25 protein-coding genes are annotated in these 24,387 nt (G+C 72.8%); 11 read left to right on the forward strand and 14 right to left on the reverse strand.

The features are described 5' to 3' along the window. Positions 1-29 precede the first annotated feature (29 nt). Both ACIP89_RS29020 and ACIP89_RS29025 read left to right on the forward strand, forming a co-directional pair. The gene (locus ACIP89_RS29020) at positions 30-278 is read left to right on the forward strand and encodes a hypothetical protein (RefSeq protein ID WP_389208016.1); all 249 of its coding nucleotides are present in this window, start codon (positions 30-32) and stop codon (positions 276-278) included. After that, entirely contained in the window at positions 275-517 is a 243-nt protein-coding gene (locus ACIP89_RS29025; protein WP_401922599.1) for a hypothetical protein, read from the forward strand. Before ACIP89_RS29020 ends, ACIP89_RS29025 begins: the two co-directional genes overlap by 4 nt. A 44-nt stretch (positions 518-561) precedes the next feature. On the opposite strand, the gene ACIP89_RS29030 is transcribed toward ACIP89_RS29025, so the two are convergent. Beyond that, on the reverse strand, positions 562-1,344 hold the full coding sequence (locus ACIP89_RS29030; protein ID WP_402117517.1) for a hypothetical protein: 783 nt from the start codon (positions 1,342-1,344) through the stop codon (positions 562-564). Between the two features lie 246 nt (positions 1,345-1,590). Between ACIP89_RS29030 and ACIP89_RS29035 the strand changes: the two genes are divergently transcribed. After that, positions 1,591-2,604 carry a phosphotransferase family protein gene (locus ACIP89_RS29035; RefSeq protein WP_402117519.1) on the forward strand — a complete coding sequence of 338 codons (1,014 nt, stop codon included), beginning with the start codon at positions 1,591-1,593 and terminating at the stop codon, positions 2,602-2,604. A 61-nt stretch (positions 2,605-2,665) separates the two neighbouring features. Here ACIP89_RS29035 and ACIP89_RS29040 read toward each other — a convergent pair whose 3' ends face one another. The 3 genes from ACIP89_RS29040 to mshA all read right to left on the reverse strand — a co-directional run bounded on the left by ACIP89_RS29040 (position 2,666) and on the right by mshA (position 6,624). Next, on the reverse strand, positions 2,666-4,426 hold the full coding sequence (locus ACIP89_RS29040; RefSeq protein ID WP_402117521.1) for a glycosyl hydrolase family 28-related protein: 1,761 nt from the start codon (positions 4,424-4,426) through the stop codon (positions 2,666-2,668). 143 nt (positions 4,427-4,569) lie between these two features. Continuing rightward, positions 4,570-5,100 carry a YbjN domain-containing protein gene (locus ACIP89_RS29045; RefSeq protein WP_401922590.1) on the reverse strand — a complete coding sequence of 177 codons (531 nt, stop codon included), beginning with the start codon at positions 5,098-5,100 and terminating at the stop codon, positions 4,570-4,572. A 159-nt stretch (positions 5,101-5,259) separates the two neighbouring features. Continuing rightward, on the reverse strand, positions 5,260-6,624 hold the full coding sequence (gene mshA, locus ACIP89_RS29050) for a D-inositol-3-phosphate glycosyltransferase (RefSeq protein ID WP_401932519.1): 1,365 nt from the start codon (positions 6,622-6,624) through the stop codon (positions 5,260-5,262). A 415-nt stretch (positions 6,625-7,039) separates the two neighbouring features. On the opposite strand from mshA, the gene ACIP89_RS29055 reads away from it, so the two are divergent. From ACIP89_RS29055 to ACIP89_RS29065, 3 genes are all read left to right on the forward strand, one after another. After that, positions 7,040-7,816, forward strand: coding sequence for a class I SAM-dependent methyltransferase (locus tag ACIP89_RS29055; RefSeq protein WP_401922586.1), 777 nt, complete (start codon positions 7,040-7,042; stop codon positions 7,814-7,816). A 240-nt stretch (positions 7,817-8,056) separates the two neighbouring features. After that, complete coding sequence (locus ACIP89_RS29060; RefSeq protein WP_402117523.1) at positions 8,057-9,154, forward strand: NlpC/P60 family protein; 1,098 nt, start codon at positions 8,057-8,059, stop codon at positions 9,152-9,154. Positions 9,155-9,654: 500 nt separating this feature from the next. Continuing rightward, positions 9,655-10,998 (forward strand): PP2C family protein-serine/threonine phosphatase, encoded by a 1,344-nt coding sequence (locus ACIP89_RS29065; RefSeq protein ID WP_402117525.1) that lies wholly within the window; start codon positions 9,655-9,657, stop codon positions 10,996-10,998. On the opposite strand, the gene ACIP89_RS29070 is transcribed toward ACIP89_RS29065, so the two are convergent. From ACIP89_RS29070 to ACIP89_RS29080, 3 genes are all read right to left on the reverse strand, one after another. Next, positions 10,980-11,315 carry a DUF2516 family protein gene (locus ACIP89_RS29070; protein WP_401922580.1) on the reverse strand — a complete coding sequence of 112 codons (336 nt, stop codon included), beginning with the start codon at positions 11,313-11,315 and terminating at the stop codon, positions 10,980-10,982. The two genes, ACIP89_RS29065 and ACIP89_RS29070, sit on opposite strands and share 19 nt — an antisense overlap. Before the next feature lie 116 nt (positions 11,316-11,431). Beyond that, positions 11,432-12,100 carry a hypothetical protein gene (locus ACIP89_RS29075; RefSeq protein ID WP_401922578.1) on the reverse strand — a complete coding sequence of 223 codons (669 nt, stop codon included), beginning with the start codon at positions 12,098-12,100 and terminating at the stop codon, positions 11,432-11,434. Between the two features lie 27 nt (positions 12,101-12,127). Then, a complete protein-coding gene (locus ACIP89_RS29080) occupies positions 12,128-12,583 on the reverse strand; it encodes a helix-turn-helix domain-containing protein (protein ID WP_402117527.1) in 456 nt (151 codons plus the stop codon). A gap of 380 nt (positions 12,584-12,963) precedes the next feature. Between ACIP89_RS29080 and ACIP89_RS29085 the strand changes: the two genes are divergently transcribed. After that, positions 12,964-13,362 (forward strand): hypothetical protein, encoded by a 399-nt coding sequence (locus ACIP89_RS29085; RefSeq protein ID WP_402117529.1) that lies wholly within the window; start codon positions 12,964-12,966, stop codon positions 13,360-13,362. On the opposite strand, the gene ACIP89_RS29090 is transcribed toward ACIP89_RS29085, so the two are convergent. From ACIP89_RS29090 to ACIP89_RS29100, 3 genes are all read right to left on the reverse strand, one after another. After that, positions 13,340-13,972, reverse strand: coding sequence for an SMI1/KNR4 family protein (locus ACIP89_RS29090; protein ID WP_402117530.1), 633 nt, complete (start codon positions 13,970-13,972; stop codon positions 13,340-13,342). The two genes, ACIP89_RS29085 and ACIP89_RS29090, sit on opposite strands and share 23 nt — an antisense overlap. A 136-nt stretch (positions 13,973-14,108) precedes the next feature. Then, the gene (locus tag ACIP89_RS29095; protein WP_402117532.1) at positions 14,109-14,765 is read right to left on the reverse strand and encodes a DUF6000 family protein; all 657 of its coding nucleotides are present in this window, start codon (positions 14,763-14,765) and stop codon (positions 14,109-14,111) included. 54 nt (positions 14,766-14,819) lie between these two features. Further along, a complete protein-coding gene (locus ACIP89_RS29100; protein WP_401922565.1) occupies positions 14,820-16,034 on the reverse strand; it encodes an MFS transporter in 1,215 nt (404 codons plus the stop codon). 100 nt (positions 16,035-16,134) lie between these two features. On the opposite strand from ACIP89_RS29100, the gene ACIP89_RS29105 reads away from it, so the two are divergent. Next, a complete protein-coding gene (locus ACIP89_RS29105) occupies positions 16,135-16,647 on the forward strand; it encodes a winged helix-turn-helix transcriptional regulator (protein ID WP_402117533.1) in 513 nt (170 codons plus the stop codon). Positions 16,648-16,661: 14 nt separating this feature from the next. Here the strand turns inward: ACIP89_RS29105 and ACIP89_RS29110 are convergent, their stop codons facing one another. Together ACIP89_RS29110 and ACIP89_RS29115 are read right to left on the reverse strand one after the other, a co-directional pair. Next, entirely contained in the window at positions 16,662-17,639 is a 978-nt protein-coding gene (locus ACIP89_RS29110; protein ID WP_402117535.1) for an NAD(P)H-dependent flavin oxidoreductase, read from the reverse strand. A 137-nt stretch (positions 17,640-17,776) separates the two neighbouring features. Further along, positions 17,777-18,127 carry a winged helix-turn-helix transcriptional regulator gene (locus ACIP89_RS29115; RefSeq protein WP_401922556.1) on the reverse strand — a complete coding sequence of 117 codons (351 nt, stop codon included), beginning with the start codon at positions 18,125-18,127 and terminating at the stop codon, positions 17,777-17,779. A gap of 54 nt (positions 18,128-18,181) precedes the next feature. On the opposite strand from ACIP89_RS29115, the gene ACIP89_RS29120 reads away from it, so the two are divergent. Further along, positions 18,182-19,069 (forward strand): NAD(P)-dependent oxidoreductase, encoded by an 888-nt coding sequence (locus tag ACIP89_RS29120; protein WP_401922553.1) that lies wholly within the window; start codon positions 18,182-18,184, stop codon positions 19,067-19,069. A gap of 187 nt (positions 19,070-19,256) precedes the next feature. On the opposite strand, the gene ACIP89_RS29125 is transcribed toward ACIP89_RS29120, so the two are convergent. Beyond that, positions 19,257-20,672, reverse strand: coding sequence for an MFS transporter (locus ACIP89_RS29125; protein ID WP_402117536.1), 1,416 nt, complete (start codon positions 20,670-20,672; stop codon positions 19,257-19,259). A gap of 231 nt (positions 20,673-20,903) precedes the next feature. After that, positions 20,904-22,019: a DUF4037 domain-containing protein gene (locus ACIP89_RS29130; protein WP_402117538.1), complete on the reverse strand. Its 1,116-nt coding sequence runs from the start codon at positions 22,017-22,019 to the stop codon at positions 20,904-20,906. Positions 22,020-22,140: 121 nt separating this feature from the next. On the opposite strand from ACIP89_RS29130, the gene ACIP89_RS29135 reads away from it, so the two are divergent. Together ACIP89_RS29135 and ACIP89_RS29140 are read left to right on the forward strand one after the other, a co-directional pair. Continuing rightward, positions 22,141-22,629 carry a MarR family winged helix-turn-helix transcriptional regulator gene (locus ACIP89_RS29135; RefSeq protein WP_402117539.1) on the forward strand — a complete coding sequence of 163 codons (489 nt, stop codon included), beginning with the start codon at positions 22,141-22,143 and terminating at the stop codon, positions 22,627-22,629. Positions 22,630-22,784: 155 nt separating this feature from the next. Further along, positions 22,785-24,341 (forward strand): MFS transporter, encoded by a 1,557-nt coding sequence (locus tag ACIP89_RS29140; protein WP_402117541.1) that lies wholly within the window; start codon positions 22,785-22,787, stop codon positions 24,339-24,341. Positions 24,342-24,387: the final 46 nt, after the last annotated feature.

The following is a 24,387-nucleotide window of genomic DNA, read 5'->3' on the forward strand; positions in this document are numbered from 1 at the left end:
GCGCATGCGGGGAGATCGGGAGAGCGGCTATGGGTGAGCCCCTGAAGACCTTTGTCGGCGGTGCCGAGGTCGAGGTGCCCAACAGCATCCCGGCCATCCGCGCCGCCCTGCCCGAGGCGAGACGCGGGGAGTTCGACGGTGCCATCAACGGGGCCGGGGTGCATGAGATCCAGGCCGTGATGCGGCACTGGATGCTGGAGGCCGTACCCGATCCGGAGGCCGAGCGGATCCTGGACCGGCTGGCGCGGGACGAGGCCGAGAGGCGGAACGTCGCTTGAGCTTCCGGATCTCTTACGCGCCACCTGCCGACGACACCCTGGCCAAGATGCGGGACGGCGGCACCTTCCGGGACCAGATGGCGCGGTCCCTGGGGCGCGAGCCGTACGGGCACGGGTCTTCCGCCGTCAAGGAGGAGCACGACCGCCGTGAGGCCACCGTCGCCGGGGCGATCGTGCTCTATTACGTCTCCGGGTCGGTGCTGACCGTCACCGTGGTGCGGCTCGTCCCGCTGCCCTGACCGGGGCGGGCAGGCCCGACGGCCGAGCCTTTACTGATGAGGCGTCAGATCAGCTTGGCGGCCTGCGCTTCGATCACGGCGGTCGGCATCTCGAAGCCGCCGCCGGAGGCGGCCGCGCCCAGGTTGATCGCGCTGAACGAGGCGACCGTGGTGCCCTGCCGGACCTGGACGAGCTTCATCGTCGTCCTGTCGCCCTCCGACTCGATGGTCACCGTCCAGCCGACGGCGTCCTCGCCGCCCTTGACCTGCTCCTCCGCGATCTTGACGATCTTCTGCTTCGTCCCGCCCACCGTCAGCGTGAAGCCGGACGCGCACCCGGTCGCCGCCGACCGCAGGCCGGCCAGGTACTCCTCGGCGCCCTTGCCCTCGTAGGAGGAGAGCGTGGTGAGCGTCGTCGTGATGTCGAAGGCCGCCTCGAACGCCTCGTCGAGGTCCGCGCTGTCCTCGCCGGCGCCCTTCTTCGGTTCGCTGATCACCTTGCGCTGGGTGGACGAGGCCGAGGAGCCGGACTGGGCGCCCATCAGCGCATCGCCGAAGACGTCGCAGGCGGCCTTGTCCACAGTGACGTCACCGGCGGAAACGGCGTCCTCGGGACCGGCCTTGGAGACCTTGTTGCCCTTGACGTCGCCCTGGGCGAGCGAGATCTTCTCCAGCTCGGCGGCGGTCAGCGCCTTGGCGGCGGCGGGCTTGCCCGGGGAGGCTCCGTCCGCCTTGCCCTTGTCGCCGCCGTCCTTGTCCGACGCGTCCGAACCGCAGGCCGCGGTGAGCAAGGCCAGGGACATCACGGTGGCGGCAACAGCGGTACGGCGTATGGCAGTGGGTCGCATGGCCCATCCTTCTGTATCAAGTCGTCTCGCCCGCACGAAGGCAGCCGCCGCCGGGTTCGGCGCGGCCGTGGGGAGATCGTGGGGGTGCGCCAACTCTATGAGCCCGCTGTGGTTTGGCAATCCGTCAGACCGGGCATCGCCCCTGATCGTGACTACGTCGTGATCACCCGAGCACGCTTTGAGCTGGGTCTTCGCCCCGGCCGGCCGCGACACGTACCCGGGTGACCACCCGAAGGGGGTCCGCTGATGCCGATCGATTCCGCCCTGTCCGCCGTGCTCGGTTCCGTAGGCGTGCCGTCGGAGCTGATCGCCGCGTGCGAACCGCTCACCGGCGGCACGTACAACGCCGTCACCCGGGTCCGGCTCACCGACGGCCGGGAGTGGGTGGTGAAGACTCCGCCGCCCGTGAAGGCCGGGGCGCACCTCGGCTACGAGCGCGACCTGCTGGTCAACGAGGTCGCCTTCTACAACGCGGCGGCCGCCCTCACCGAGGAGACCCCGGTCCCCCGCGTCGTCCACAGCGGGCTCGACGCCGCCGCCCCCGGGGGCGCGTACGTGGTCATGACGGCGTGCCCCGGGCGGCCCTGGCACGAGGTCACCGACACGATGGCCGAGGGCGAGGAGCAGCGGCTGCGCGCGGAGCTGGGGCGGTTCGTCGGCCGGCTGCACGCCGCCCCGGCGCCCGGCGGATTCGGCTACCCCTCCGCCGCGCTCGCCCCGCTGGCGCCGACCTGGCGGCAGGCGTTCACCACGATGACCGACGCCGTGCTGGACGACGCGCTGAGCTACGCGGCGAGGCTGCCGCGTGCGGTCCCCGGCATACGTGAGGTGCTCGCCGCCGCCTCGTACGTACTGGACGACGTCACACGGCCCGCCCTGGTCCACTTCGACCTGTGGCAGGGGAACATCCTGGTGTCCGGGGAGCCGGGGGCGCGGCGGATCGGCGGGATCATCGACGGGGAGCGGATGTTCTGGGGCGATCCGGCCGCCGACTTCGTCTCGCTCGCCCTCTTCGCGGACATCGAGGAGGACAAGGATCTCCTGGCCGGATACGGGGAGTCGGCGCCGGGCGGGCCGGTGGAGTTCGACGGTTCGCTGCGGCTGCGCCTCGCGCTCTACCGCTCGTACCTCTACCTGATCATGCTGGTGGAGACGGTGCCCCGGAAGGCGGACGAGGAGCAGCTGGCCTGGACGTGGAAGGAAGTGGCGCCCCGGCTCGAAGCGGCCCTGGGTGAGGTGGAGTCGGCGCTGCGGGGCTGAAGGACCGCAGGTGGGGCCGGCGCTGCGGGGCTGGAGTCCGCCGCAGCGCCGGCCCCGTCCGTCAGCGGCCCAGGGACCGTTGGGCGTCGTGCAGGTTCTGCGGACGGACTGCCTCCGGTGTGCCGTACGCCTCCAGGCGGGTGTGCAGGTCACCCGTGAAGTCGGGGACGTCGATCTGGCCGAACTCCGTCACCTCGCTGATCCCGACGCTCGCGCTGCAGGGGGCGAGGCCGTCGATGCGCATCAGGCCCGCCCGGCCGTTGGTCACCCTGATGTTCCAGTGCGTGAAGCGGGCGCCGAACAGGGGCCCGGCGCTCGCGTCGCCGCCGTGCTGCCCGTTGTTGTTCACCGTGATGTCGGTGCGGACGTTCGCGAACGGCATCCCCCGGTGCGAGTCGAACGTGCCCATCTCCATCTCGCCGCGCGACCAGACGTTGTAGCTGGACAGGCCCTCGACGTTGATGCCGTGCAGCTGGGTCCCGGCGGGCGCGGGGACGGTGCGCTGCTCGATGGTGAAGTCCTCGACCAGGTTGTCGTGCGAGCCCTCGCGGCAGTAGTACGGGTGGTGCGAGCCGCGTCCCGCGACCCTCGTCCGGCGCAGGGTGCAGGCGGAGGCGCCGATGAGGCCGAAGCCGTTGTCGACATGGCGGACGGTGATGTCGTCGGCCCAGCAGTCGTACGCGCACTGGAACGCGACGCCGTTGTACCCCTCGTCGAGCAGGTGCTTCGACTGCGGGGTCTCGACCGCTTCGAGCGTGAGCCCCTCGACGCCGGAGCCGGTGAGCGGGGTGGCGAGAGTGGTGAGCCGGGGGTCCCACTCGGGGCGGACGTCGAGCGGGAGGGGGCGTTCCAGGGTGACCCTGCGGCCGTGCACGGCGGTGACGCGGACGGGCCATTCGTAGGGGACGTACGAGGTCAGCTTGGTCTTGTCGTCCCAGTAGTACGCCTCGGGGCCCGGACCGCCGCCCGCCATGTGCTCCAGGAGGGTGTGCGCGGAGTCGTCGGCGAGGCGGAGCAGGACGAGTGCGCCGCGCTTCAGCTTCCGGGTGTCGTCGACGGTGATCGTACGGTCGCCGAGTCGGGCGGGGGCGACGGTGGTCAGGGTGCGCCATTCGTCGCGCTTGTTGCCGGTCCAGCCCTCGAAGGGCCAGTCCTTCGCCTTGATCGCGTCGGTGAGGGAGGTCCAACGGTCCTCGGGGCAGAGCCAGATGAGGCCGCCCGCCCAGGACCAGCTGGACTTGTCGCCGCCGTACCGGCTGCCGTAGACGCCGATCAGCTCGGTGAGGCTGCGGGTCGCGTACAGCTTGGTGCGGCCGCTGCCCGCGCCGCGCACGACGACGTCGCTGTGGCCGATGCGGATGATGTCGTCGATGCGGTAGGTGCCCTCGGGGATGAGCACCGTGCCGCCGCCGCGCCTCCCGGCGGCGGCGATGGCACGGTTGATCGCGGGGGCGGCGTCGACGGAGTTGTCGGGCCTGGCGCCGTAGTGCAGGACGTTGGCGGTGAAGCCGTGGCCTGTGTGGCGGGGGAGGTCCGCGCCGCCGCGGTAGCCGGCCCGGCCGACGAACGGGATCTGCGGGTGGGTGAGGGGTGTCTCGGTGAACTCCCGCCAGAGCGGGGTGTGCTGGGGTCTGCCGCCGCCCGCACGGGTCGCGGAGCCGGTTGCGGAGCCGGTTGGGAAGCCGGTTGCGGAGCCTTCGCGCGGCGCCGCGAACGCCGTCCCGATGCCGGCCGCTCCGGTGGCCGCCGCCGCCGCGACGGCCACCGCGCTGCCGAGCAGTCCACGCCTGCTGATGTTCCCCGTGCTCGCCCTGGTCGCCATGAGCCCGATCCGCCTTTCATGAATGTGAACGACGTTCATGTCTGCGTCGGCGGTGAGCATGCCATGAGCCCCCGCCGCGGCGAAAGAGTCGTGCGTCGGGCGCTTCGGGGAATTGGCGTGCGGCTTGGCTCAGTCGGTGCCTGTCAGCCAGTGGGGCGTTGAGTCAGATGCGTGAACGCTTCCAGGTTCCGGGTGGACTCTCCGCGCGACACCCGCCACTCGTACTCCTTGCGGATCGCGCTCGCGAATCCGAGTTCCAGGAGGGGGTTGAAGGCCCCGTCGGCGGCCTCCAGGACCACGCCCAGCAGCCGGTCCAGCTCCTCGGCCGTGACCACCGAGAGCGGCAGTTTGCCGACGAGGTAGATGTCCCCGAGGGAGTCGACGGCGTAACTCACGCCGAACAGGCGGAGGTTGCGCTCCAGCAGCCAGCGGTGCACGGCCGGCTCGTTCTCGTCGGGGTGCCGGATGACGAAGGCGTTGAGGGACAGCGAGTGCTTGCCGACGAGCAGCGAGCAGGTGGTGGACAGCTTGCGGGTGCCGGGCAGCGGTACGACGTAACTGCCGGGCGCCGGGCTCTCCCAGTCGAGCCCGGCGTCGTCGAGCGTCGCCTCGATGACCCGCGCCACCTGCCCGGCCTGGTTCGTCGCCGCCGCTTCCTCGGGTGCATCAGCCATGGTCCGAGCGTACGTCGGATCAGCCGAGCGGTTCGAACGCGTGCGCCTCACCCGTGGGCAAGCGCCGCGGGCGCCTCACCCGTGGGTATGCGTCCCGTCCGCCTCACGCCTGGGCGAGCGTCCCGCCCGCTTCACACGTCGGTATCCGCCGCATGCGTCTCACACGTGGCGTGAGCGCACCCGTCGGCGGTGGTTCTGCATCGCCTCCGTGTACACGTCCGCCGTCGCCGCCGCAGCCGTGTCCCAGCCGAACCGCTGGGCGTGCTCCGCGGCCGCCCCGCCCATCCGGGTGACCAGCTCCGGCGCGTCCGCGAAGCGCGCCAGCGCCTCCGCGTACGCCGCCGGGTCGTGGCCGGGGACCAGGAAGCCGCTCACCCCGTCCCGCACCGCCACCGGCAGCCCGCCCACGGCCGCCGCGACCACCGGGGTGCCGGCTGCCTGGGCCTCGATGGCGACCAGGCCGAAGGACTCGCTGTACGAGGGCATGACCAGCACGGACGCGGCCCGGAACCAGTCGGCGAGCTGGTCCTGCCCGACCGGCGGCTGGAACCGTACGACGTCCGCGATGCCGAGCCGGGCCGCGAGTTTCTGGAGCCCCTCCGGCTTGGCGAGCCCGCTGCCACTGGGGCCGCCGACGACCGGTACGACGATGCGCGAGCGCAGCGAGGGGTCGCGGTCCAGCAGGACCGCGACCGCGCGCAGCAGCACGTCCGGGGCCTTCAGCGGCTGGATGCGGCCCGCGAAGAGCGGGATGAGGGCGTCCTGCGGCAGCCCCAGCCGGGCCCGCGCCGCGGCCCGCCCGTCGGCCGGGCGGAAGCGGTCCAGGTTCACGCCGGGGTGCACGACGGCGACCGCCTCCGGAGCGGCCTCGTAGAAGCGGACGAGCTGGTCCGCCTCCTCCGCGGTGTTCGCGACCAGCCGGTCGGCCGCGCTGACGATCTGCGTCTCACCGATGACCCGGGCGGCGGGCTCGGGGGTGTCGCCCTCGGCGAGCGAGGCGTTCTTGACCTTCGCCATGGTGTGCATGGCGTGGACGAGCGGGACGCCCCAGCGCTGGGCGGCGAGCCAGCCGACATGGCCGGAGAGCCAGTAGTGGGAGTGCACCAGGTCGTAGTAGCCGGGGCGCTGACCGGCCCACGCCTGCATCACGCCGTGGGTGAAGGCGCAGAGCTGGGCGGGCAGCTCCTCCTTGGCCAGACCCTCGTAGGGACCCGCGTCGACATGGCGCACCAGCACACCGGGCGACAGCTCGACCGCGGGCGGCAGCGCGCCCATGGTGGAGCGGGTGAAGATCTCGACCTCGATGTTGATCGCGGCGAGGCGCTCCGCCAGCTCCACGATGTAGACGTTCATGCCGCCCGCGTCGCCCGTACCCGGCTGGTGCAGCGGGGAGGTGTGCACGGAGAGCATCGCGATCCGGCGGGGCTTGCGGTGGCCGCCCGGGAAGGAGCCGGAGAGACCGGCGGGGAACCTGAGACGCGGTGAGACGCGGCTGCTGCCGAGCCGAGAGACGTACTGGCTCACGTCGTCCGGTCCTCCTCGTTCAGGGCACTGATACCTCGTTCAAGGCATGGCACCGAAGGGGCACACGGTCCCTTCGAAGGGCTGGAACAGCGGAATCCCTCCTTTCATTTCCGCTTTGCCAAATCATTACGCTACGTGTCCGGCGCGTCGCCGCGACTCCACTGCGCCATCCGCCCCACTCCTGTCCTGCGACAGCGGACCCGGTCACCGAACGAGAAGTACGCGACGCGTGCGGCGGCGCCCGCTTCTCCCGGCGGGGCGCTTGATCTGCTGCACTGACATATCCGTGGTCCACTCCCAGCCGGGCTCGGCTGTCGCGCCGAGCCGCGCGTCACTGGGGGCCCCGCACGCAAGGCGAGCACCAACGCCCGATCCTGCGCGAACCCGCTCCACGCCGCTCGTTACGCTCTGTGCCATGCGCCCCATCGGTACCGCGACCCGCGGGACGACCAACCCGAACCGGCTGCGCCGCATGGACCGCTGGATCGCCGCCACCCACGGGCCCGCCCTGCGCCGCGCCGACGCCCCCGTCGCGGTCGACCTGGGGTACGGCGCCGCGCCCTGGACCGCCGTCGAGCTGCTGGAGCGGCTGCGCGGCGCCGAACCGCGCACCGCGGTGGTCGGCATCGAGATCTCCCCGGAGCGGGTGGCCGCGGCGAAGCCGTACGAGCGCGAGGGGCTCACCTTCCGGCACGGCGGCTTCGAGATCCCGCTGCCCGAACGGCCCGTGCTGATCCGGGCGGCGAACGTGCTGCGCCAGTACGACGAGGGCGAGGTCGCCGCGGTCTGGCAGCGCCTGTGCGCGCGGCTCGCGCCGGGCGGGCTGCTGGTGGAGGGCACCTGCGACGAGATCGGGCGCCGGCACGTGTGGGTGGCGCTCGGTCCGGAGGGCCCGCGCACGGTGACGTTCGCGACCCGGCTCGGCTCCCTCGACCGGCCCTCCGACCTCGCGGAGCGGCTGCCCAAGGCGCTCATCCACCGCAATGTGCCGGGCGAGCCCGTCCACGCGTTCCTGCGCGACTTCGACCGGGCCTGGGCCGCCGCGGCGCCGTACGCCTCACTGGGCGCCCGGCAGCGCTGGATCACGGCGGTTCGGGCGCTGTCCGGGGACTGGCCGCTGGCGGACGGGGTACGACGGTGGCGGCAGGGCGAAGTCACGGTGAACTGGGCGGCGCTGAAGCCCGAACGGTAGCCGCGGCTCGCCCTGGCCGGGGGAACTCCCCCGCCGCCGGGAACGTCGGCCGGGCACCGTTCGTCCCAGATATGGGGAGCGGCAGGGGGGAGCGCGGCTGGAACCGGCGGCTGGACCGGGGATGGACCGGAGATGTGTGAGCCTCTGTTGCTTTTCGGTACGGCATGGCACGATCTCGTCGGTGCCATAAGTTACTGACGGTAAATCAGATCCGGTCGGGTCTGTCCGGAGGGGGAGCTCGTGAACCGACGCCACAGTGCCGCCGCGGCGATCACACTGGTCTGCGCGCTGGCCGTACTGGCCGCACCGGTCCAGGCGTTCGCAGCGCCCACGCCCCCCGCGCCGGAACAGCCGCCGGGGTCCGGGGACACCGAGGACTCCGGGGCATCCGGGACGTCCGGCAAGAAGAGCCTCGAAGAGGTGCGCGCGAAGATCGACGCCCTCTACCGCAAGGCGGGGGCGGCGACCGACGCGTACAACCTCGCCGAGGAGCGGTCCAAGAAGCAGTCGAGCGAGATCGTCAAGCTGGCCCAGGCCATAGTCGAGGGCCAGGCGAAGATCGCCGACCTCAGGAGCAGGGCGGGCGCCCAGGCCCGTGAGCAGTACCGCAACGCCGGACTGCCGCCCGGCGCCCAGCTGATGCTCAGCGGCGACCCGCAGCTCTTCCTGGACGGCATCAGCCGGGCCCACCAGGGCCAGCAGGCCGCCAAGGGCGTCCTCGGTGAACTGAACAGGACCCAGCAGGACCTGGAGACGTACACCCAGGACGCGAGCACCAACTGGACCAAGCTCGAAGCCAGTCGCGTCAAGCAGGCCAAGGCCAAGAAGAAGATCAACGAGCAGATCGCGGCGGCGAAGAAGCTGGAGTCCCAGCTGGAGAAGAAGGAGCGGGCCCGGCTCCTCCAGCTCGAACAGCAGGCGGAGTACAAGTCGCAGACGGCCTGGCTGAGTTCCGGCGCGCTGAAGGAGATCAACCGGGGAGCGAGCGCGAGCGGCAAGAAGGCGGTGGCCTTCGCGACCTCGCAGATCGGCAAGCCGTACAAGTGGGGCGCGGTGGGCCCCGCGTCGTTCGACTGCTCGGGGCTGACGTCACAGGCGTGGGCGGCGGCCGGTCACCCGATCCCGCGCACCTCGCAGGAGCAGTGGCGGCAGCTGCCGCACATCGCCGTCAAGGACATGCGCCCCGGCGACCTGGTCATCTACTTCAACGACGCCACGCACGTCGGGATGTACATCGGCGACGGCGCGATCGTGCACGCCCCGCGCCCCGGCCGCAACGTCACGATCACGGGGGCGGGATCGATGGAGATCCTCGGAGTCGTACGCCCGGACAAGTAGCGGCCGCGGGCCGGGCCGCGGACGGCACCGGTCAGGCTCCCCGCCGCCTGAGCCGGGGTACGTACCGGGTCAGGCTCCCCGCCGCCTGACCTGGGGTACGTACCGGCTCCCGGCCCGTACGCGATCCGGCAACCTTAAGAGAGCCTCAAGGGACTCTTAAGGCTCTTCGGAAGCCCCCGGAACCCTGGAGCGGAGCGGATTCCGGAGCGGATTCCCTCGCCGCCACCGGGCCAGGATCCGCCTCCCGCCCGGCAGCCGTGACCCGCGCCACCCGGCGCCCGCCGTGGCACGTGACCTTTGTCATGCGCCGGAAACCAGCGCGCCCCGCCCGCGACCCGCCGGATCTGCGTCCTTCCGCGGCTTAAGGCCGTTACCGGAAGGCCCGACACGCATCGGGCGCCATTCCGTTCCCACATCCCGTACCGCTATCGTCCCCGTCTGGCGGGTCGTCGATCGTCGCTCCGCCGCGCCCTCGGGGGGAGGGAAGGAAACCCGATTCGATGCCCGTACCCGTACCGCAGCAGCGTTCCGTTCCCGCTGCGGAGACCAGCTATGGCGCCGACCTCACCCTCCTGGTGATCGAGGACGACCCGACGGGCACGCTCACCGTCCCGGAACTGCCCGCCACGGCCGGCGCCCGGGTCCGTATCCGCAGCGCCCGCAACCTGACGGAGGCGGGCCGGCTCCTCACCGACGACGTGGACTGCATCCTGCTGGACCTGGCCCTGCCGGCCGGCGGCGAGGCGCGCACCGCCCAGGGCGAGGGGGCGGACAACCTGGCCACCCTCAAGCACGTGCTGCGGATCGCGCCCCGGCACGCCGTCATCGCGCTCACCGCCCAGGAGGACGCCGGGCTGGCCGCCGAGGCGGTACGGGTGGGGGCGCAGGACTACCTCTTCCGCGACGAGCTCGACGGCAGGCTGCTCAGCCGCGCCATCCGCTACGCCGTCGAGCGCAAGCGCGCCGACGTCGCGCAGCGCCAGCTCACCGAGTCCCGGCTGCGTGCCCAGGAGAACGCCCGCCTGGAGCGCGGTCTGCTCCCCACCCCGCTGCTCGACGGCTCCGATCTGCACTTCGCCGCCCGCTACCGCCCCGGCCGCAGCCGTGCGCTGCTCGGCGGGGACTTCTACGACACGGTCCGTACGCCCGACGGCACGGTCCACGTGATGATCGGCGACGTCTGCGGACACGGCCCGGACGAGGCGGCGCTCGGCGTGGAGCTGCGCATCGCGTGGCGGGCCCTGACCCTGGCCGGACTCTGCGGCGACGAGCTGCTCTCCACGCTCCAGCAGGTCCTGGAGCACGAACGGGAGAGCGAGGAGATCTTCGCGACGCTCTGCACGGTGGACATCGCCCCGGACGGCCGCCGGGCGGGCCTCTGCCTGGCGGGCCACCCCGCACCGCTGATCGCCCGCCGGGGCCGGGCGGCGCATCTGCTTCCCTACCAGGACGGCGGCCCGGCGCTCGGCCTGCTGCCGCGTGCCCGGTGGCCGCGCAGGCAGGTGGAACTGGGCGGCTCCTGGAGCCTGATGATGTACACGGACGGGCTGATCGAGGGCCGGACCGGCGCCGGCACCCAGCGCCTCGGGCAGGACGGAATGGTCACGATGATCAACCGTCAGCTGGCGGAGGGGCTGACCGGCGAGGCCCTGCTGGAGGCCGCGGTCACCCGCGTCCGTGAGCTGAACGGCGGCGAACTGACCGACGACGTCGCGGTCCTGCTGCTCGACCGCGACGAGGACGCCGAGCGCCGCAGGCCGTACCACGGCGACCGGGGCCGGAGCGTTCCACGCCCCCGCCCCGGACAGGTGTCACCCGCGGTCGCTCAGCGCCCACCGTTGTAGGGCCCGTACGGGCCGTCGCTGCTGGAGCCGCCGCGGCGGTTGCCGCCGCCCGTGACGGCCTTGAGCGCCGGCCGCACGTCCACGAAGTACACGATGGTCGCGACCAGCCCGGCGAGCTGCACGAAGAGCATGGGCACCCAGAGGTTCACCACCACCGTGACACCGAGAATGATCAGCCAGAAGGGCTTGGTCTGCTTCCCGGCCGCCCGGTAGGCGTCCTCACGGACGACCGCGGCCATGATCAGGGCCACGACGGCGAGAACGAGCATCGCCGTGTAGATCAGCCCGAGGATCGAGTTGAAGCCTTCGAGCAACATGATGTGCACCGCCTAATACGTGGATGAGCGCCTCGCGGCCAAGGTACCGGGACAACGGCCGGGACACCCCGAAAGGTGCCCGGCCGCCCCTCCGGCCGGCCGTCGCACCGGTCGCGCTACTTGGCGGTGGGCGGTGTGGTCTTCTTGGCGGCGGGCTTGCGCGCGGGCGCCTTCTTGGCAGCCGCGGGCGCGGGCTTGGCCTCCGTCTTGGCCTCCGGCTTGACGGCCCTGGCGGCGGGCGCGGGCTTGGCGGCCGGCTTCGGCGCCGCCTTGGTCCCGTCCTTGGCCGGGGCGGCGGGCGCGGGCTTGGCGGCCGCCGGCTCGGACTCCTTGCGCGGCTCGACGACGACGGCGATCTCGACGATCTCCTCGGCGGTCTCACCACGCCACGTGCGCACGGTCTGCTCGCCGCGCTCCGCGACCTTCTCGTACGTCTCACGGGCCCGGACCGCGTACTCGGCGGCCACACCCACGCTGCGCAGTGCCAGGTCCTGGGCGCTCTCGCCCAGCTTCTTCAGGTCGGTGTCGAACGCGCCGATCACCTCGGTGACCCTGGCCTGGAAGCTGGCCTGCGCCTCCTTGGCCTGACCGGCCACCTTCTCCTGCACGACCTTGGGGTCGGTGTTGCGCACGGCCTCGATGCGCTCCGGCGCCTCGGCCCGCAGCTGCTCGATCAGCGCCGGAACCTTGCGCGCCTGCTGCACGGCGAGATCGGCCGTACCGGCGGCGAAGTAGAGGGGGGTCGGGTCGGTGAGGGTCTTGCGCAGGTCATCGGTGATGGCCATGACTGTGGTCCTCCCGGATCATCAGACTCAGTGTGAGGGTTTTGAAGGCTTTGGAGCTGTATCGGCAGCACTGCCGTCGGCATTGAAGGGCGCGTCCGCACCGGGCGCACTCCCCTCCTCACCCCCGGGCTCGTCCTCGAACCCGTTCTCCTTGCGGAAGGAGGCGTAGATCTGGAGCAGCACGCTCTTCTGCCGCTCGTTGATCGACGGATCGGCCAGAATCACCGCCCGCGTCTCCAGCTCGTCCCGCTCCCGCTCGTCCAGGATTCCGGCCCGGACGTAAAGCGTCTCGGCGGAGATCCGCAGCGCCTTGGCGACCTGCTGCAGCACCTCGGCACTGGGCTTGCGCAGCCCGCGCTCGATCTGGCTGAGGTAGGGATTGGACACCCCGGCGGCATCGGCGAGCTGCCGCAGCGACAGCTGCGCGGTGCGCCGCTGCTCACGCAGGTACTCGCCGAGGCTGCCGACGTTGAGTGATGCCATGCCCCGATGGTGGACCCTCGGCGCTAACTTTTGCAAGCAGCCGCTTGCAAAAGTGTTCCGAACCACTCGTACGGGTGGGTGCGGCCGCCCCCCGGTCTCCGTACCGTCCACCGCATGGCTGACACGTTCATGTGGCGCGCGCCCTGCGCGGCGGGATGCCCGGCAGGGCGCGAGCCCGGTCCTTCGTCCGGGACTTCGCCCCAGCGTGGGCGGAACCGCTCGCGGACGGTGCGGGTACGCGGGCACAGGAGCGGAGCGAGCCGAGGAGGCGCCGGGGCTCACGCTGCCGGCGGCCCTGCGCGAGGCGTGCTCCCCGGCGGCCGCCTTCTCGTTGCCGGGCGTGCCTCTCCCCCGTCCCGGCGGGGGACGGCTCCGGTCCCGTGCGGTGGCGCTACGAAACGTGCCGTCACGCGGGAGGGTGCGCCTCCCGGCCCAGCAGCGAACGGCGCGGCGAGCGCGCCCGCCGGGCGGTCCTCGGACCCGGCGTCGCCCAGTGCCTGGCCCGGCTGGACTCCGACGTCACCGCCGGGCAGCTCCGCTCCGACGTGCCCACGGACGCGATGGCCGAGCTCTTCTACGCGCCGACCCGCTACCGGCGCTTCTCGGGCTTCGGCGACGCCGCGGTCGGACACAGCCGCCGGTCCCGTGCCGATTCCGTGCGGCACGCCCTGTCCGGTCTGCGGCCCGGTCGGCGCGGAGGGGCCCGAGCCGTCCTGGCCCGTGCGTGGATCACCCGGACGGAGGTCCCCGGACGTCCTACGCACGGACCTCCCACGTGACGCAGGTCCTGCCGGAGGGGGCCTCGAAGGTATCCGGCCAGTAGTACAGGAACGGGGCGCCCGCCTCCAGGGCGTCCGTCACCGCGCCGACGAACTCGGCCAGGCCCGCACCCCAGAGGGTGCCGTCCAGATCTCCGGAGCCGATGCCCATCTCGTACACGTGCCCGTACGTGGGTCCGGGCCGGTGGTCGACGAACGCGACACCTCCGTCGTTGGGCAGCGCGAACGGGACACACAGGTGGAGGTGGCCGGCCGGCTCCTCCTCGTCCCACGCGTCGGCCTCGGCGTTGTCCTCGCCCACCTCGACGAGAATTTTGTGCACCGACGCGATCTCCGCGGTCGAGCTGAGCCGATGGCCCAGCGGCAGGATCCCGCCCGCCGGGAAGAACTCCTGCCCGGCCCCGTCGCCCGTCTCGGGTGCCACCACGCCGTTCCGCCGCTCCAGCAGCCGCCTCAGCTCGGGGTGGAGCGCGAAGCCCAACTGCTCCTCCAGACCGGCTATCTCGGCAGCCGTCGCCGGCGGTTGGAGGGCGGCGTGATCCGCCGGAGACCGGTCGGCCAGCCACGATTCGAACCGGTCCCATGCCTGATCGAACAGAGCAGTGTTCATCGACGTCATGGAGGGAGACGATAGAAGGCGGCACTGACAACCCACCCGACTCCCCGCCCGGCCGACGGCTGATTCGGCTGCCGGGCCTCCGGCGACGAATAACGGATGCGGGATACGGGATGCCGGGCAGGATGGCTCAATCCTGTTGGTCCGGCTCGTGGTTGAGGGCCGCGTCCGTCGTTCGTCCCGGTTCCGCGCATTCGTCGGCGAAGGCGCAGAGCCTGCGGATCAGGCTCAGGCAGGTGGCGGGGTCCGTGGTGGGCTGCACGTGGGGTGCGTCGCGGAGCCACTGGTGCCACAGGCCGTCCGGGGCCAGGAACCGGGCGGAGTGGTCCTCCCCGAGGTTCAGACCAGTGAACACGAGGGCGCCCATGACCACGATCTGGTCGTAGCCGAGGTCCGGGCGGCGAAGGTAGCGGTCGAGGTAAGCGGCCAGCAGTTCGGCGTCGCGCGGCGTGCCGAAGCGGGCGAGGGCCACGCTGTACGCCAGCCCTGCGCAGCAGACCTCGCTGTCCAACAGGAGTTCTCCGAGGCGCTCACGGAACTCGGTCCGGCGGGAGACCGCGATGAGCCATGCGGCGGTCCTCCGCTCGCGCCATCCGCCCTCCAGGAGGGTGGCGATCTCGTGCGGGGTGACGCGTCCCGCGTCTTCGCCGAGGGCTCGCGCGAAGCGGTCGTACGCGGGACCGGGCATGGTCAGCACGCCGCCGCCGAGCTTCCGGTAGCGGCGCCCCGGCGTGACGTAGCGGCTGACCAGGGCCCGCAGTTCGGTGTCCTCGTGAGCATGGCGCATCACAGGATCCTGGCTCTCCGACACGCGATCGGACCACCCCTTTACCGAGGTGCCTCACCGAAGTGCCCTTACCGAAGCGTCCCCCGAAGCGGCACGGCGGGGGAACGCGCTCGTGCGGCGGGTGAGCGCCCATACCGCCAGGGCGGCGACGGCGTAGGCGGCGCCCAGCAGGCAGGAGGCCCGCCAGCCGGCGGCGGCGTACGCCGCTGTCGTGGTGGTGGCGCCGAGGGCGGAGCCGAGCGAGTAGAAGGCCATGTAGGCGCCGATGACGCTGCTGGAGCGTTCGGGGTGCGCGGCGGTGAGGAGGTGCTGGTTGCTCACGTGCACCGCCTGGACGGCGAAGTCGAGGAGTACGACGCCGGCGATGAGCGGCCACAGGCCCGGGGACGTCCACGCGGTGAGCGTCCAGGACACCGCCAGCAGCGCCAGCGACCAGCCGGTGACGGCGTGGGCGTGCCCCGCGTCGGCCCAGCTGCCCGCGCGTGCGGCGGCCACCGCGCCGATGAGGCCGGCCAGGCCGAACAGCCCGATGACCGTCGTCCCGAAGTGCCAGGGCGCGGCTCCCAGCGGCAGGGCCAGCCCGCTCCACAGCGTCCCGAAGGACGCGAACAGGAAGAAGGCGATCAGCCCGCGGCCGAGGAGGAGCCGGTCGGTGGCGACGAGGCGTCCCGCGGTGGCCAGGACGTCCCGGTAACGGGCCCGCGCGGGCCGGACGTCGGGGTGCAGGGTCAGGCGTGCGAGCAGGGCGAGAGCGAGGCAGAGCACGGCGAGCACGGCGTAGACGGACCGCCATCCGAGGCTGTCCCCCAGCACGCCCGCGAGCAGCCGGACGCCGAGGATCCCGAGCACCACCCCCGAGGTGACCGTGCCGATGTTGCGCCCGCGCTCCCCCGGGGGCGAGGTGGCCGCGACGTAGGCGACCGTGATCTGCACGACCACCGCGAACAGGCCCGCGAGCGCCAGCCCTGCCCCGGCCGCCACCCCGCCGGGAGCGAGGGAGGTGATCGCCGCTCCCGTTCCGGTGAGGATCAGATGCCCGACGATCAGCGTGCGCCGGTCGAGGATGTCCCCGAGGGGCACCAGCAGCACGAGCCCGGCGAAGTAGCCGAGCTGGCCGGCCGCGACCAGCCTTCCCAGCTCCGGCCCGGCCAGCCCGAGTTCGCCGCCCGCGGACTCCAGCACCGGCTGGATGGCGTAGATGGTGGACACCGCCACCGCGCACACCGCCGCCAGGACGAACCGCTGACCGCGCGTGATTGTCGACGGCATTCCGCCACTCCTCGATTGGTTTCAATCTGCAACCGTTTGAGAGTAGGACATCCCCGCGTGAGGCACAATGGTTTCAATCTGAAACTCATATGGGGGTCCGATGACGGACGCGGTACCGACCGAGCAGAAGTGGACGGAGCAGGACGGGGACGAGCGGGACGGGGCCGCGCGGGGCCGAGCCCAGGACTGGACCGATCCGGCGTGCCCGGTCGCGCGCACGGTCGATCTCGTGGGCGACCGCTGGAGCCTGCTCATCGTCCGGGACGCCATGGACGGCGCGGCGTCCTTCACCGACTTCCGCAACCGCCTCGGCGTCGCCCGCAACATCCTCAGTGACCGGCTCCGGAAGCTCACCGCGCACGGCATCCTGGCCATGAGCACCCCGCCGGGGGCCAAGCGCCATACCTACCGGCTGACCGAGTCCGGCCAGGAGCTGTTCACCGTCGTCGTCGCGCTCAGGCAGTGGGGTGAGCGGCACGCCTTCGCTCCCGGCGAGGACCACTCCGTCCTGGTCGACGACGGCGGGCGGGACGTGCCCCGCTTCCGCGTGCTGGACCGGAGCGGCCGGCCCGTCACCGCGGCGACATCACATGTGCGGAAGGTCGGTGAGTGACACCGCCCGGCCGCTCACCGCCCCTCGTGCGCGCGGTGCCTCCCCGCCCGCTCCAGGGCGTCGGCCGCCTGGGCCGCCAGCGCGGCGACGAGACCGGCCGCGGGCGGCACGTCGGTGATGAGGTCGGCGCCCTCACCCGCCCATACCGGCAGGGGCGGTACGGGGCCGCCGGCCACGTCGTCCCGATAGCGCTGCCGGGCCCCGAGGTCCGCCGCGAGCTCCGCCTCCCGGTCCCGCCACCGGTCGAGGTAGGGGTGGCCGAGGGTGCGAGCGGTGTACTCCGCCGGCCACCGCGAGCCCCGGGCGATGTCGAGAACGCGGCTGCGCTCCGTGTCCTGCCCGCTCCCCCGCACGATCGCCTCGGTGGCCGAGGGATCGGCAAGCGCCTCCGCCGTGGCCTGGAACCGGGTGCCGATGAGCGCCCCCGCGGCGCCCAGGGCCAGGGCGGCGGCCACGCCCCGGCCATCGGCGATCCCGCCGGCCGCCAGCACGGGCACCGGCCCCGCCAGGTCCACCACGACCGGGACGAACGGCAGGGTGGACCGCCCGCGCCGGGCGCCGTGCCCACCGCCCTCGGTGCCCTGCGCCACGATGACGTCGGCACCCAGGTCCACGGCCCGCCGGGCCTCTTCCACACCGGTGACCTGGATGATCAGCGTCGCACCCGCCTCACGGACGCGTCCCGCGAACGGGCCCGGATCCCCGAACGACAGCATCACCGCCCGGGGCCCGTGTTCCAGCACCCGCTCGACCGCGCCGATATCCGCCGCCCAGCTCAGGAAGCCGACGCCCCACGGCTCCGCCACATCAGCCATGAGCGGCAGTTCGCGGGCCAGCCAGTCCGGGTCGCCCATTCCGGCGCCCAGCATGCCGAGCCCGCCGCCGCGCGAGACGGCCGCCGCCAGCGCGCCGCCGGCCGAACCGCCCATCGGGGCCAGCGCGATCGGATGCCGTACAGCGAGCAACTCCGTGAAAGCGGTCGCCAGTTCCATCCCACCAGCATCGCCCGTACCCACCTTTTTGTGGGTACTTGGCAGCCGATCCCGCCGGGGCGAACCTGGAGACGGAAGACGGCAGGGCGACCCGTGCGGAAGGAAGCGCGGTTCGGGAAAGGAGAAGGTGAGCCCGGTCAGGACGCCGGGGCGGATTCGGCCAGCCGGTCCAGGCGGCGGTGTCCCCAGTCGGACAGCGGCCCCAGCGCCTCGGCGAGTTCCCGCCCGAACGGGGTCAGGGAGTACTCGGTCCTGAGCGGCAGTTCGTCGTACACCTCCCGGTGCACGAGCCCGTCGTCCGCCATCTCGCGCAGCGCCTGTGTCAGCACCTTCTCGCTGAGCCCCGGCAGCTGTCGCCGCAGCTCCCCGGGGCGGCACGGCCCCGACTCCAGCAGCCAGAGCAGGACGGTCTTCCACTTGCCGTCGATCACCGCGATCGCGGCCGTCACTCCGCAGACATTCGGGTCCTTCGCACGGCTGCGCGTCATCTCTGCCCTTCCACCACTTTCGTCAACGTTTCCGATTTCCCATGGAGTTGAACCATGTCCACATCCTCCGGCCAGTCTGCCGTCACCGTGCTCGGCCTGGGCCCGATGGGCCGTTGCCTGGCCCGTGCGTTCCTGGACGCGGGTCTGCGGACCACGGTCTGGAACCGGACACCGGGCCGGGACCGGGAGCTGCTCGAACGCGGCGCGGCCGGTGCCCCCTCGGCCGGGGAGGCGGTCGCCGCGAGCCCGCTGACCGTGGTGTGCGTCGTGAACTACGACGCGGCCGACGCCGTCCTGCGGAGCGATACGGTCACGGCCGCGGCCAAGGGACGCACGGTCGTGAACCTGAGCGCCGACACCCCGGACCGGGCCCGGTCCACCGCGCAGTGGGCCGCCGGGCACGGCGTCCGCTACCTGGACGGCGCGATCATGACGCCGACCACCACCATCGGGACCCCGGCCGCCGTGTTCCTCCACAGCGGCCCGGCCGAGCTCTACCGGGAGCACCGGCCGGTACTGGAGGCGCTGGGCGGCACCCATACCCATCTGAACGAGGAGATCGGCCGGGCGGCCGCGTACGACATCGCGCTGCTGGACATCTTCTGGACCGCGATGACCGGCTTCGCACACGCTCTGGCGGTGGCGCGGGCGGAAGGGATCACGGCCCGCGAACTGGCCCCGTTCGCCAAGGGAATCGGCGCCATCCTTCCTCCGCTCTTCGAGCAGTACGCGGGGGCGCTGGACGACGGGGACTTCTCCGGCAACGACAATCCGCTCACCTCTGCGGCATCCTCCATGTCCCACATCGCCCACACCTCCGAGGCCCACGGCATCGACGCGGGCGTGATGCGCGCGGCCGGGGAACTGGCGCGACGGGCCATCGCCGACGGACACGGCGCCGACGGCTTCATCCGGATCGCGGAGCTCCTCGGCCGGGGCTGAGGGCTGGAGGGGGGTCGGGGTGGGGGCCGGCCCACGGGGTGAGGGCCGGGGTGGGGGCCGGCCCACGGGGTGACGGCCGGGCCGCGCTGAAGAGGGCGCGCACCTTCCGTCCGGCCGGGCCGGGCCCACTGTCGAGGGCCCGGCCCGGCTCAGCCCCCTGCCGCTGTGGGCACGGGCCCGGCCCGGCTCAGCCGCTGCCGCTGAGGGCACGGGCGCGGACCGCGAGGGTCGCCGCCAGGATGCTCGGTACGAGCAGCAGGCCGAAGGCGGCGGCGTACCCGGCCAGGTCGGCGGAGCCGATGCCCAGGAAGAGGTTGAACAGGGCGGAGGACGCCCCCATGACCGCCATCTGCCCGAGGTTCTGGCTGGTCTGCATCGCGCTGCTCGCGTACCCCTGCCGGCCCGGCGGGCTGTGGGTGAGCGAGAGCAGGGTGAGGGACGGGGCGACCATGCCCATACCGATGGCCGCGAACACCATGGCCCCGGCGGCGGTGAGCGCGGGCGTCCCGGGAAGCGTCCCGGCCGCGGCGATCACGACCGCCGCGCCCATCACCAGCGAACCGGCGGAGACCATGCGGTGCCGGGAGACCCGCCCCTGGAGCCGTCCCTGGAGCCAGGAGGCGCCCGCCCAGGCGATGGCGGCGCCGGTGAACGCCAGCCCCGTCAGCACCGGCGGCACGTGCCGGGCGGTGTCCAGCAGCAGCGGCACGAAGGCCTCCAGCGTGAAGTACGCCCCCGACGTCAGCCCGCGCAGCAGCACGGCGGCGGGCAGCCCGCGGGCGGCGCGCCAGGTGCCCGGCGGCAGCAGCCGGGGCGTGAAGACCACCAGCAGCGCCACACCCGCCACCCCGAACAGCAGATGGCGCACGTCCCAGCCCGAGACGGCGTACTGCCCGAGCGCCGCGCCCACGCTCACCGCCGCGGCGACCAGCAGCGCGGGGCGCGGCACCCGGTCCGCCGGCGCCTCGGGCGCAGGATCCGCGTGCGCCGCCCGCAAGGAGCGGCTGCGCAGCAGGAACACCACGGCCAGCGACGGGATCACCGTCAGGGCGGCGAGGCCGTAGAACACCACCCGCCAGGACCACCGGTCGGCCACCAGCCCGGCCAGCGGCGGGCCGGTCAGCGACGGGATGATCCAGCAGGTACTCATCAACGCCAGGGCGCGCGCCCGCAGCCGGTCCGGGTAGGCGTGGGCGATGGCGGTGTTGATGGCCACCGCGATCATCCCGGCCGCCACTCCGTCCAGGAAGCGCCCGGCCGCCAGTTGCCAGATGGTGGTGCTGGACGCCGAGACCACCAGGGTCACCACCGCCAGCACCACTCCGGCCGCCAGCGGACGCGCCGGTCCGGCCCGGTCCGCCCAGTCGCCGCCCAGCACCCCGCCGAGCAGGCTCGCGGCGACGAAACAGCCCGCGACCAGGGGGTAGAGGTGGACCCCGTCCAGCTCCCTGGCGGCCGCCGGGAGGGTGGGCACGACGGCGAGCGCGGCGAACCCGGTCAGGAACATGACGGCGGCGAAACTGATGGTCGCGGCCGCGTACGTCCGGGAGAACAGGCGCTCGTCCACGACGGTCCCCGGCTTCACCGGAGCCCGCTCGGTCATCGGCCTCCACCCGTCACCGGAAGGGCAGTTGACCGGGTGCGGAGCACACGTATCAACCCGTCGCGCGGCGCTCTGGGATCATGGGTCACGGGCGCCAAAGCTATGTGCGCGACGCCACGGCCTGCCACTTCTTTTCGTGCCGGACGGGGGGGCGAAGGACGGATGCTGTTCCTGCCGCCCGGCGGCGGAAGGGACGGATTCCCTTCCGCCGCCGGGCGAGGGGACGCTCCTTCACCGGCGGGCCGTGGCCGCCTCCGCCGCACGGAGCGCGTCCCCGTCCGCCCCCGTCAACAGGTCCGCGCTGTCCGCCCATTGGTCCACGGACCCGGTCAGCGGCCGGCCGCGCAGCTCCGGGTCCGTGACCGAGGCGGCGAGCGGACGGGCGAAGCGTTCGGCGTGCAGGACGAGGAACGGCCTGCCGTGGTACGGGCGCGGGGACGGGTCCACCGGGCCGACGAGGCCGCTCTCGTTCTGGCGGATCGCGACGGCCCGGTACGCCTCGCAGAGGTGCCGTTCCCGTTCCGGGTATCGGGTCGCCGCCAGTGCGCCGCGCAGGGACGGCAACAGCCGCTCGGCCGCGTCCAGTTGGGCGAAGGCGCTGCCCAGCCACTTGCTGTACGGCGCGTACCGCCGCTCCAGGAGCAGGCTGAGGCGCATGAGGTCGCGCACCTGACGGGCCGCGACCACGGCGGAGCCGAGTTCGTCACCGACCTCGGCGCAGCGCCCGACGAAGGCCTCCTCCTGGGAGATCCGCTGCCACTGGCAGGCCAGCAGGTAGCGCCAGACCTGTTCGGGGTACCGGGCCAGCCGTCGCCGTGCGGTGGTGAGGAGTCCGGGACCGTCGTGGAAGACCGCGCCGCCGGTGATCCCGGCGAGCCGCTGCTGGGGCATCGCGAGCCAGTCCCATACGGACGGTTCGGCGGCCGACGCGTCGAAGCCGGCCTCCCGGGTCAGCCAGCCGGTGAGGTCGTGCGCGGCCACGCGGTGGTTGACCGGTCCGTCGGTCGCCGCCATGTGCCCGACCGGGTCGAGCGGATCGTCGGCGGGGCGGAAGTGGGTGGGCCAGCCGCGGATCTCCTTCGGCAGCCGGTCCGCCAGGAGCCGCCTGATCGAGTCGCCGTGTGCCGCGACGTCGTCCGCCGCGAGGAAGAGGTCCAGCCGCGGGCCCCAGTCGTGGTCGGCCGACCGGGCCGTGTCGAAGCCGAGCACCTCCGAGCCCGGCCCGATCCGCGCGGCGGCGTACGGCAGCCCGGGGAAGGCCGCGTCCAGGACCGGCCGCACCGCTTCCTCGTAAAGGATCCGGGAGAGCTCCAGACCGGGCAGGAAGGCGGCGTCGGTGGGCGTCATACGGACACTCTGCGGGGGCGGAAACGGATCGGCCAGCGAAATTACCCCCGCCGGCCGGGGTGCGCAGAGACAGTCCGGTTGCGGACAATCCGCCACAGTCCGAATTGTTACCCTGGCCGACATGACCGCCATGGCGCCCACGCGCACCGCACCGGACCTCTCCTACCTCCTGGACCACACCAGTCACGTACTGCGGACCCAGATGTCGGCTGCGCTCGCCGAGATCGGGCTCACGGCGCGGATGCACTGCGTCCTGGTCCACGCCCTGGAGGAGGAGCGCACCCAGATCCAGCTCGCCGAGATCGGCGACATGGACAAGACCACGATGGTGGTGACGGTGGACGCCCTGGAGGGCGCGGGCCTCGCCGAGCGCCGACCCTCCGGCCGGGACCGCAGGGCGCGGATCATCGCCGTCACCGAGAAGGGCGCGGCGCTCGCCGGCCGGAGCCAGGAGATCGTGGACCGGGTGCACCGGGACGCCCTGGCCGGACTGGACCGCGGCGACCGGGAGACGCTGCTGCGCGCCCTGGAGCAGCTGACGGGCGACCGCCTCGCCACCCCGGCCGAGACCCCCGCGACGGCCCGCCGCGCCCGCCAGAGCCAGAAGTAGCCACGCCGAGGCCCGCACCGGCACCGGCACCCGTACCCGCGCCCACACCGGCACCCACCCCGCGCCATCCACGAAAAACAGAACCGAAAGAAATAGTCTGCAACAAAACCATCTGTTAGCGTCTCTCTTGTCGACCCGACCGACAGGAGAGTCCGATGTCCGCACCCCTGCCTGCCCAGCCGCCCGCCAGCACACCCGCCCCCGCCACCACCCGTTCGCGCCGGCTCGCCCTCGGCGTGATCGCCACGGGCCTGCTGATGACCGTGCTCGACGGCTCGATCGTGACCGTGGCCATGCCCGCCATCCAGAACGACCTCGGGTTCTCACCCGCGGGTCTCAGCTGGGTCGTGAACGCCTACCTGATCGCCTTCGGCGGACTGTTGCTGCTCGCCGGCCGGCTCGGTGACCTCATCGGCCGCAGGCGGATGTTCCTGACCGGCACCGCCGTCTTCACCGCCGCCTCGGTACTGGCGGGCGCGGCCGGCTCCCCCGCGCTGCTGATCACCGCCCGCTTCCTCCAGGGGACGGGCAGCGCCATGGCCTCCGCGGTCGGCCTGGGCATCCTCGTCACGCTGTTCACCGAGAGCCGCGAACGCACCAGGGCCATCGCGGTGTTCAGCTTCACCGGGGCGGCGGGCGCGTCGATCGGGCAGGTGCTCGGCGGGGTCCTCACCGATGCCGTCGGCTGGCACTGGATCTTCCTCATCAACCTGCCGATCGGGGTCGCGACGCTCCTCGTCGCGGTGCGCGTCCTGCCCGCCGACCGAGGACCCGGCCTGCGCGCCGGGGCCGACGTCATCGGCGCCGTGCTGGTCACCTCGGGGGTGATGCTGGGCATCTACTCGGTCGTCGGGGCCGGGACGCACGGGTGGCTGTCGGCGCACACGCTCGGCCTCGGCGCGCTCGCCCTCGCCCTGCTCGCCGGGTTCTTCCTCCGGCAGGCCACGGCCGGGACTCCGCTGCTGCCGCTGCGCGTCCTGCGGTCGCGGAGCGTCTCGGGCGCCAATCTGGTCCAGATGCTGATGGTGGCCGCACTGTTCTCGTTCCAGATCCTGGTCGCGCTGTACCTCCAGCGGGTGCTCGGCCACGGCGCCGCCGCCACCGGTCTCGCGATGCTGCCCGCCGCCGCCGTCATCGGAGCCGTGTCGCTCGGCGTCTCGGCCCGGCTGAGCGCGCGGTTCGGTGACCGCAACGTCCTGCTTCTGGGGCTCGCCCTGCTGATCGCCCTGCTCGGCCTGCTCACCCGGCTCCCCGCCCACGGGCACTACGCCACCGACCTGCTTCCGCTGATGTTCCTCGCCGCGGGCTTCGGCCTCGCCCTCCCGGCGCTCACCGCGCTCGGCATGTCGGGGGCGGGCGAGGAGGACGCCGGGCTCGTGTCCGGGCTGTTCAACACCACCCAGCAGATCGGCATGGCAACAGGCGTCGCCGTACTCTCCACCCTGGCGGCCTCCCGCACCGGCACCCTGCTCTCCGAGGGCAGCAGCCGGGCCGAGGCGCTGACCGGCGGCTACCACCTGGCGTTCGCGGTCGGCGGCGGGCTCCTCACCGCCGCCTTCGTCGTCGCACTCACCGTCCTCGGACGCACGCGGCCCGGCACCCGCACCCGCTCGGGCGCTCCCACCCGCACCGGCGCTCCCACCCGCTCAGGCCGGCCGGAGCACGAGGCGGTTCACCGGACCGAAGCCGCCGACGCGGGCCGATCCGCGTAGCCGTCGGCAGGCGCCGGACAGTGGGGAAGCCCCGGCGCCCCTTCCG

This window comes from Streptomyces sp. NPDC088730, assembly GCF_044751215.1.
Lineage (GTDB): Bacteria > Actinomycetota > Actinomycetes > Streptomycetales > Streptomycetaceae > Streptomyces.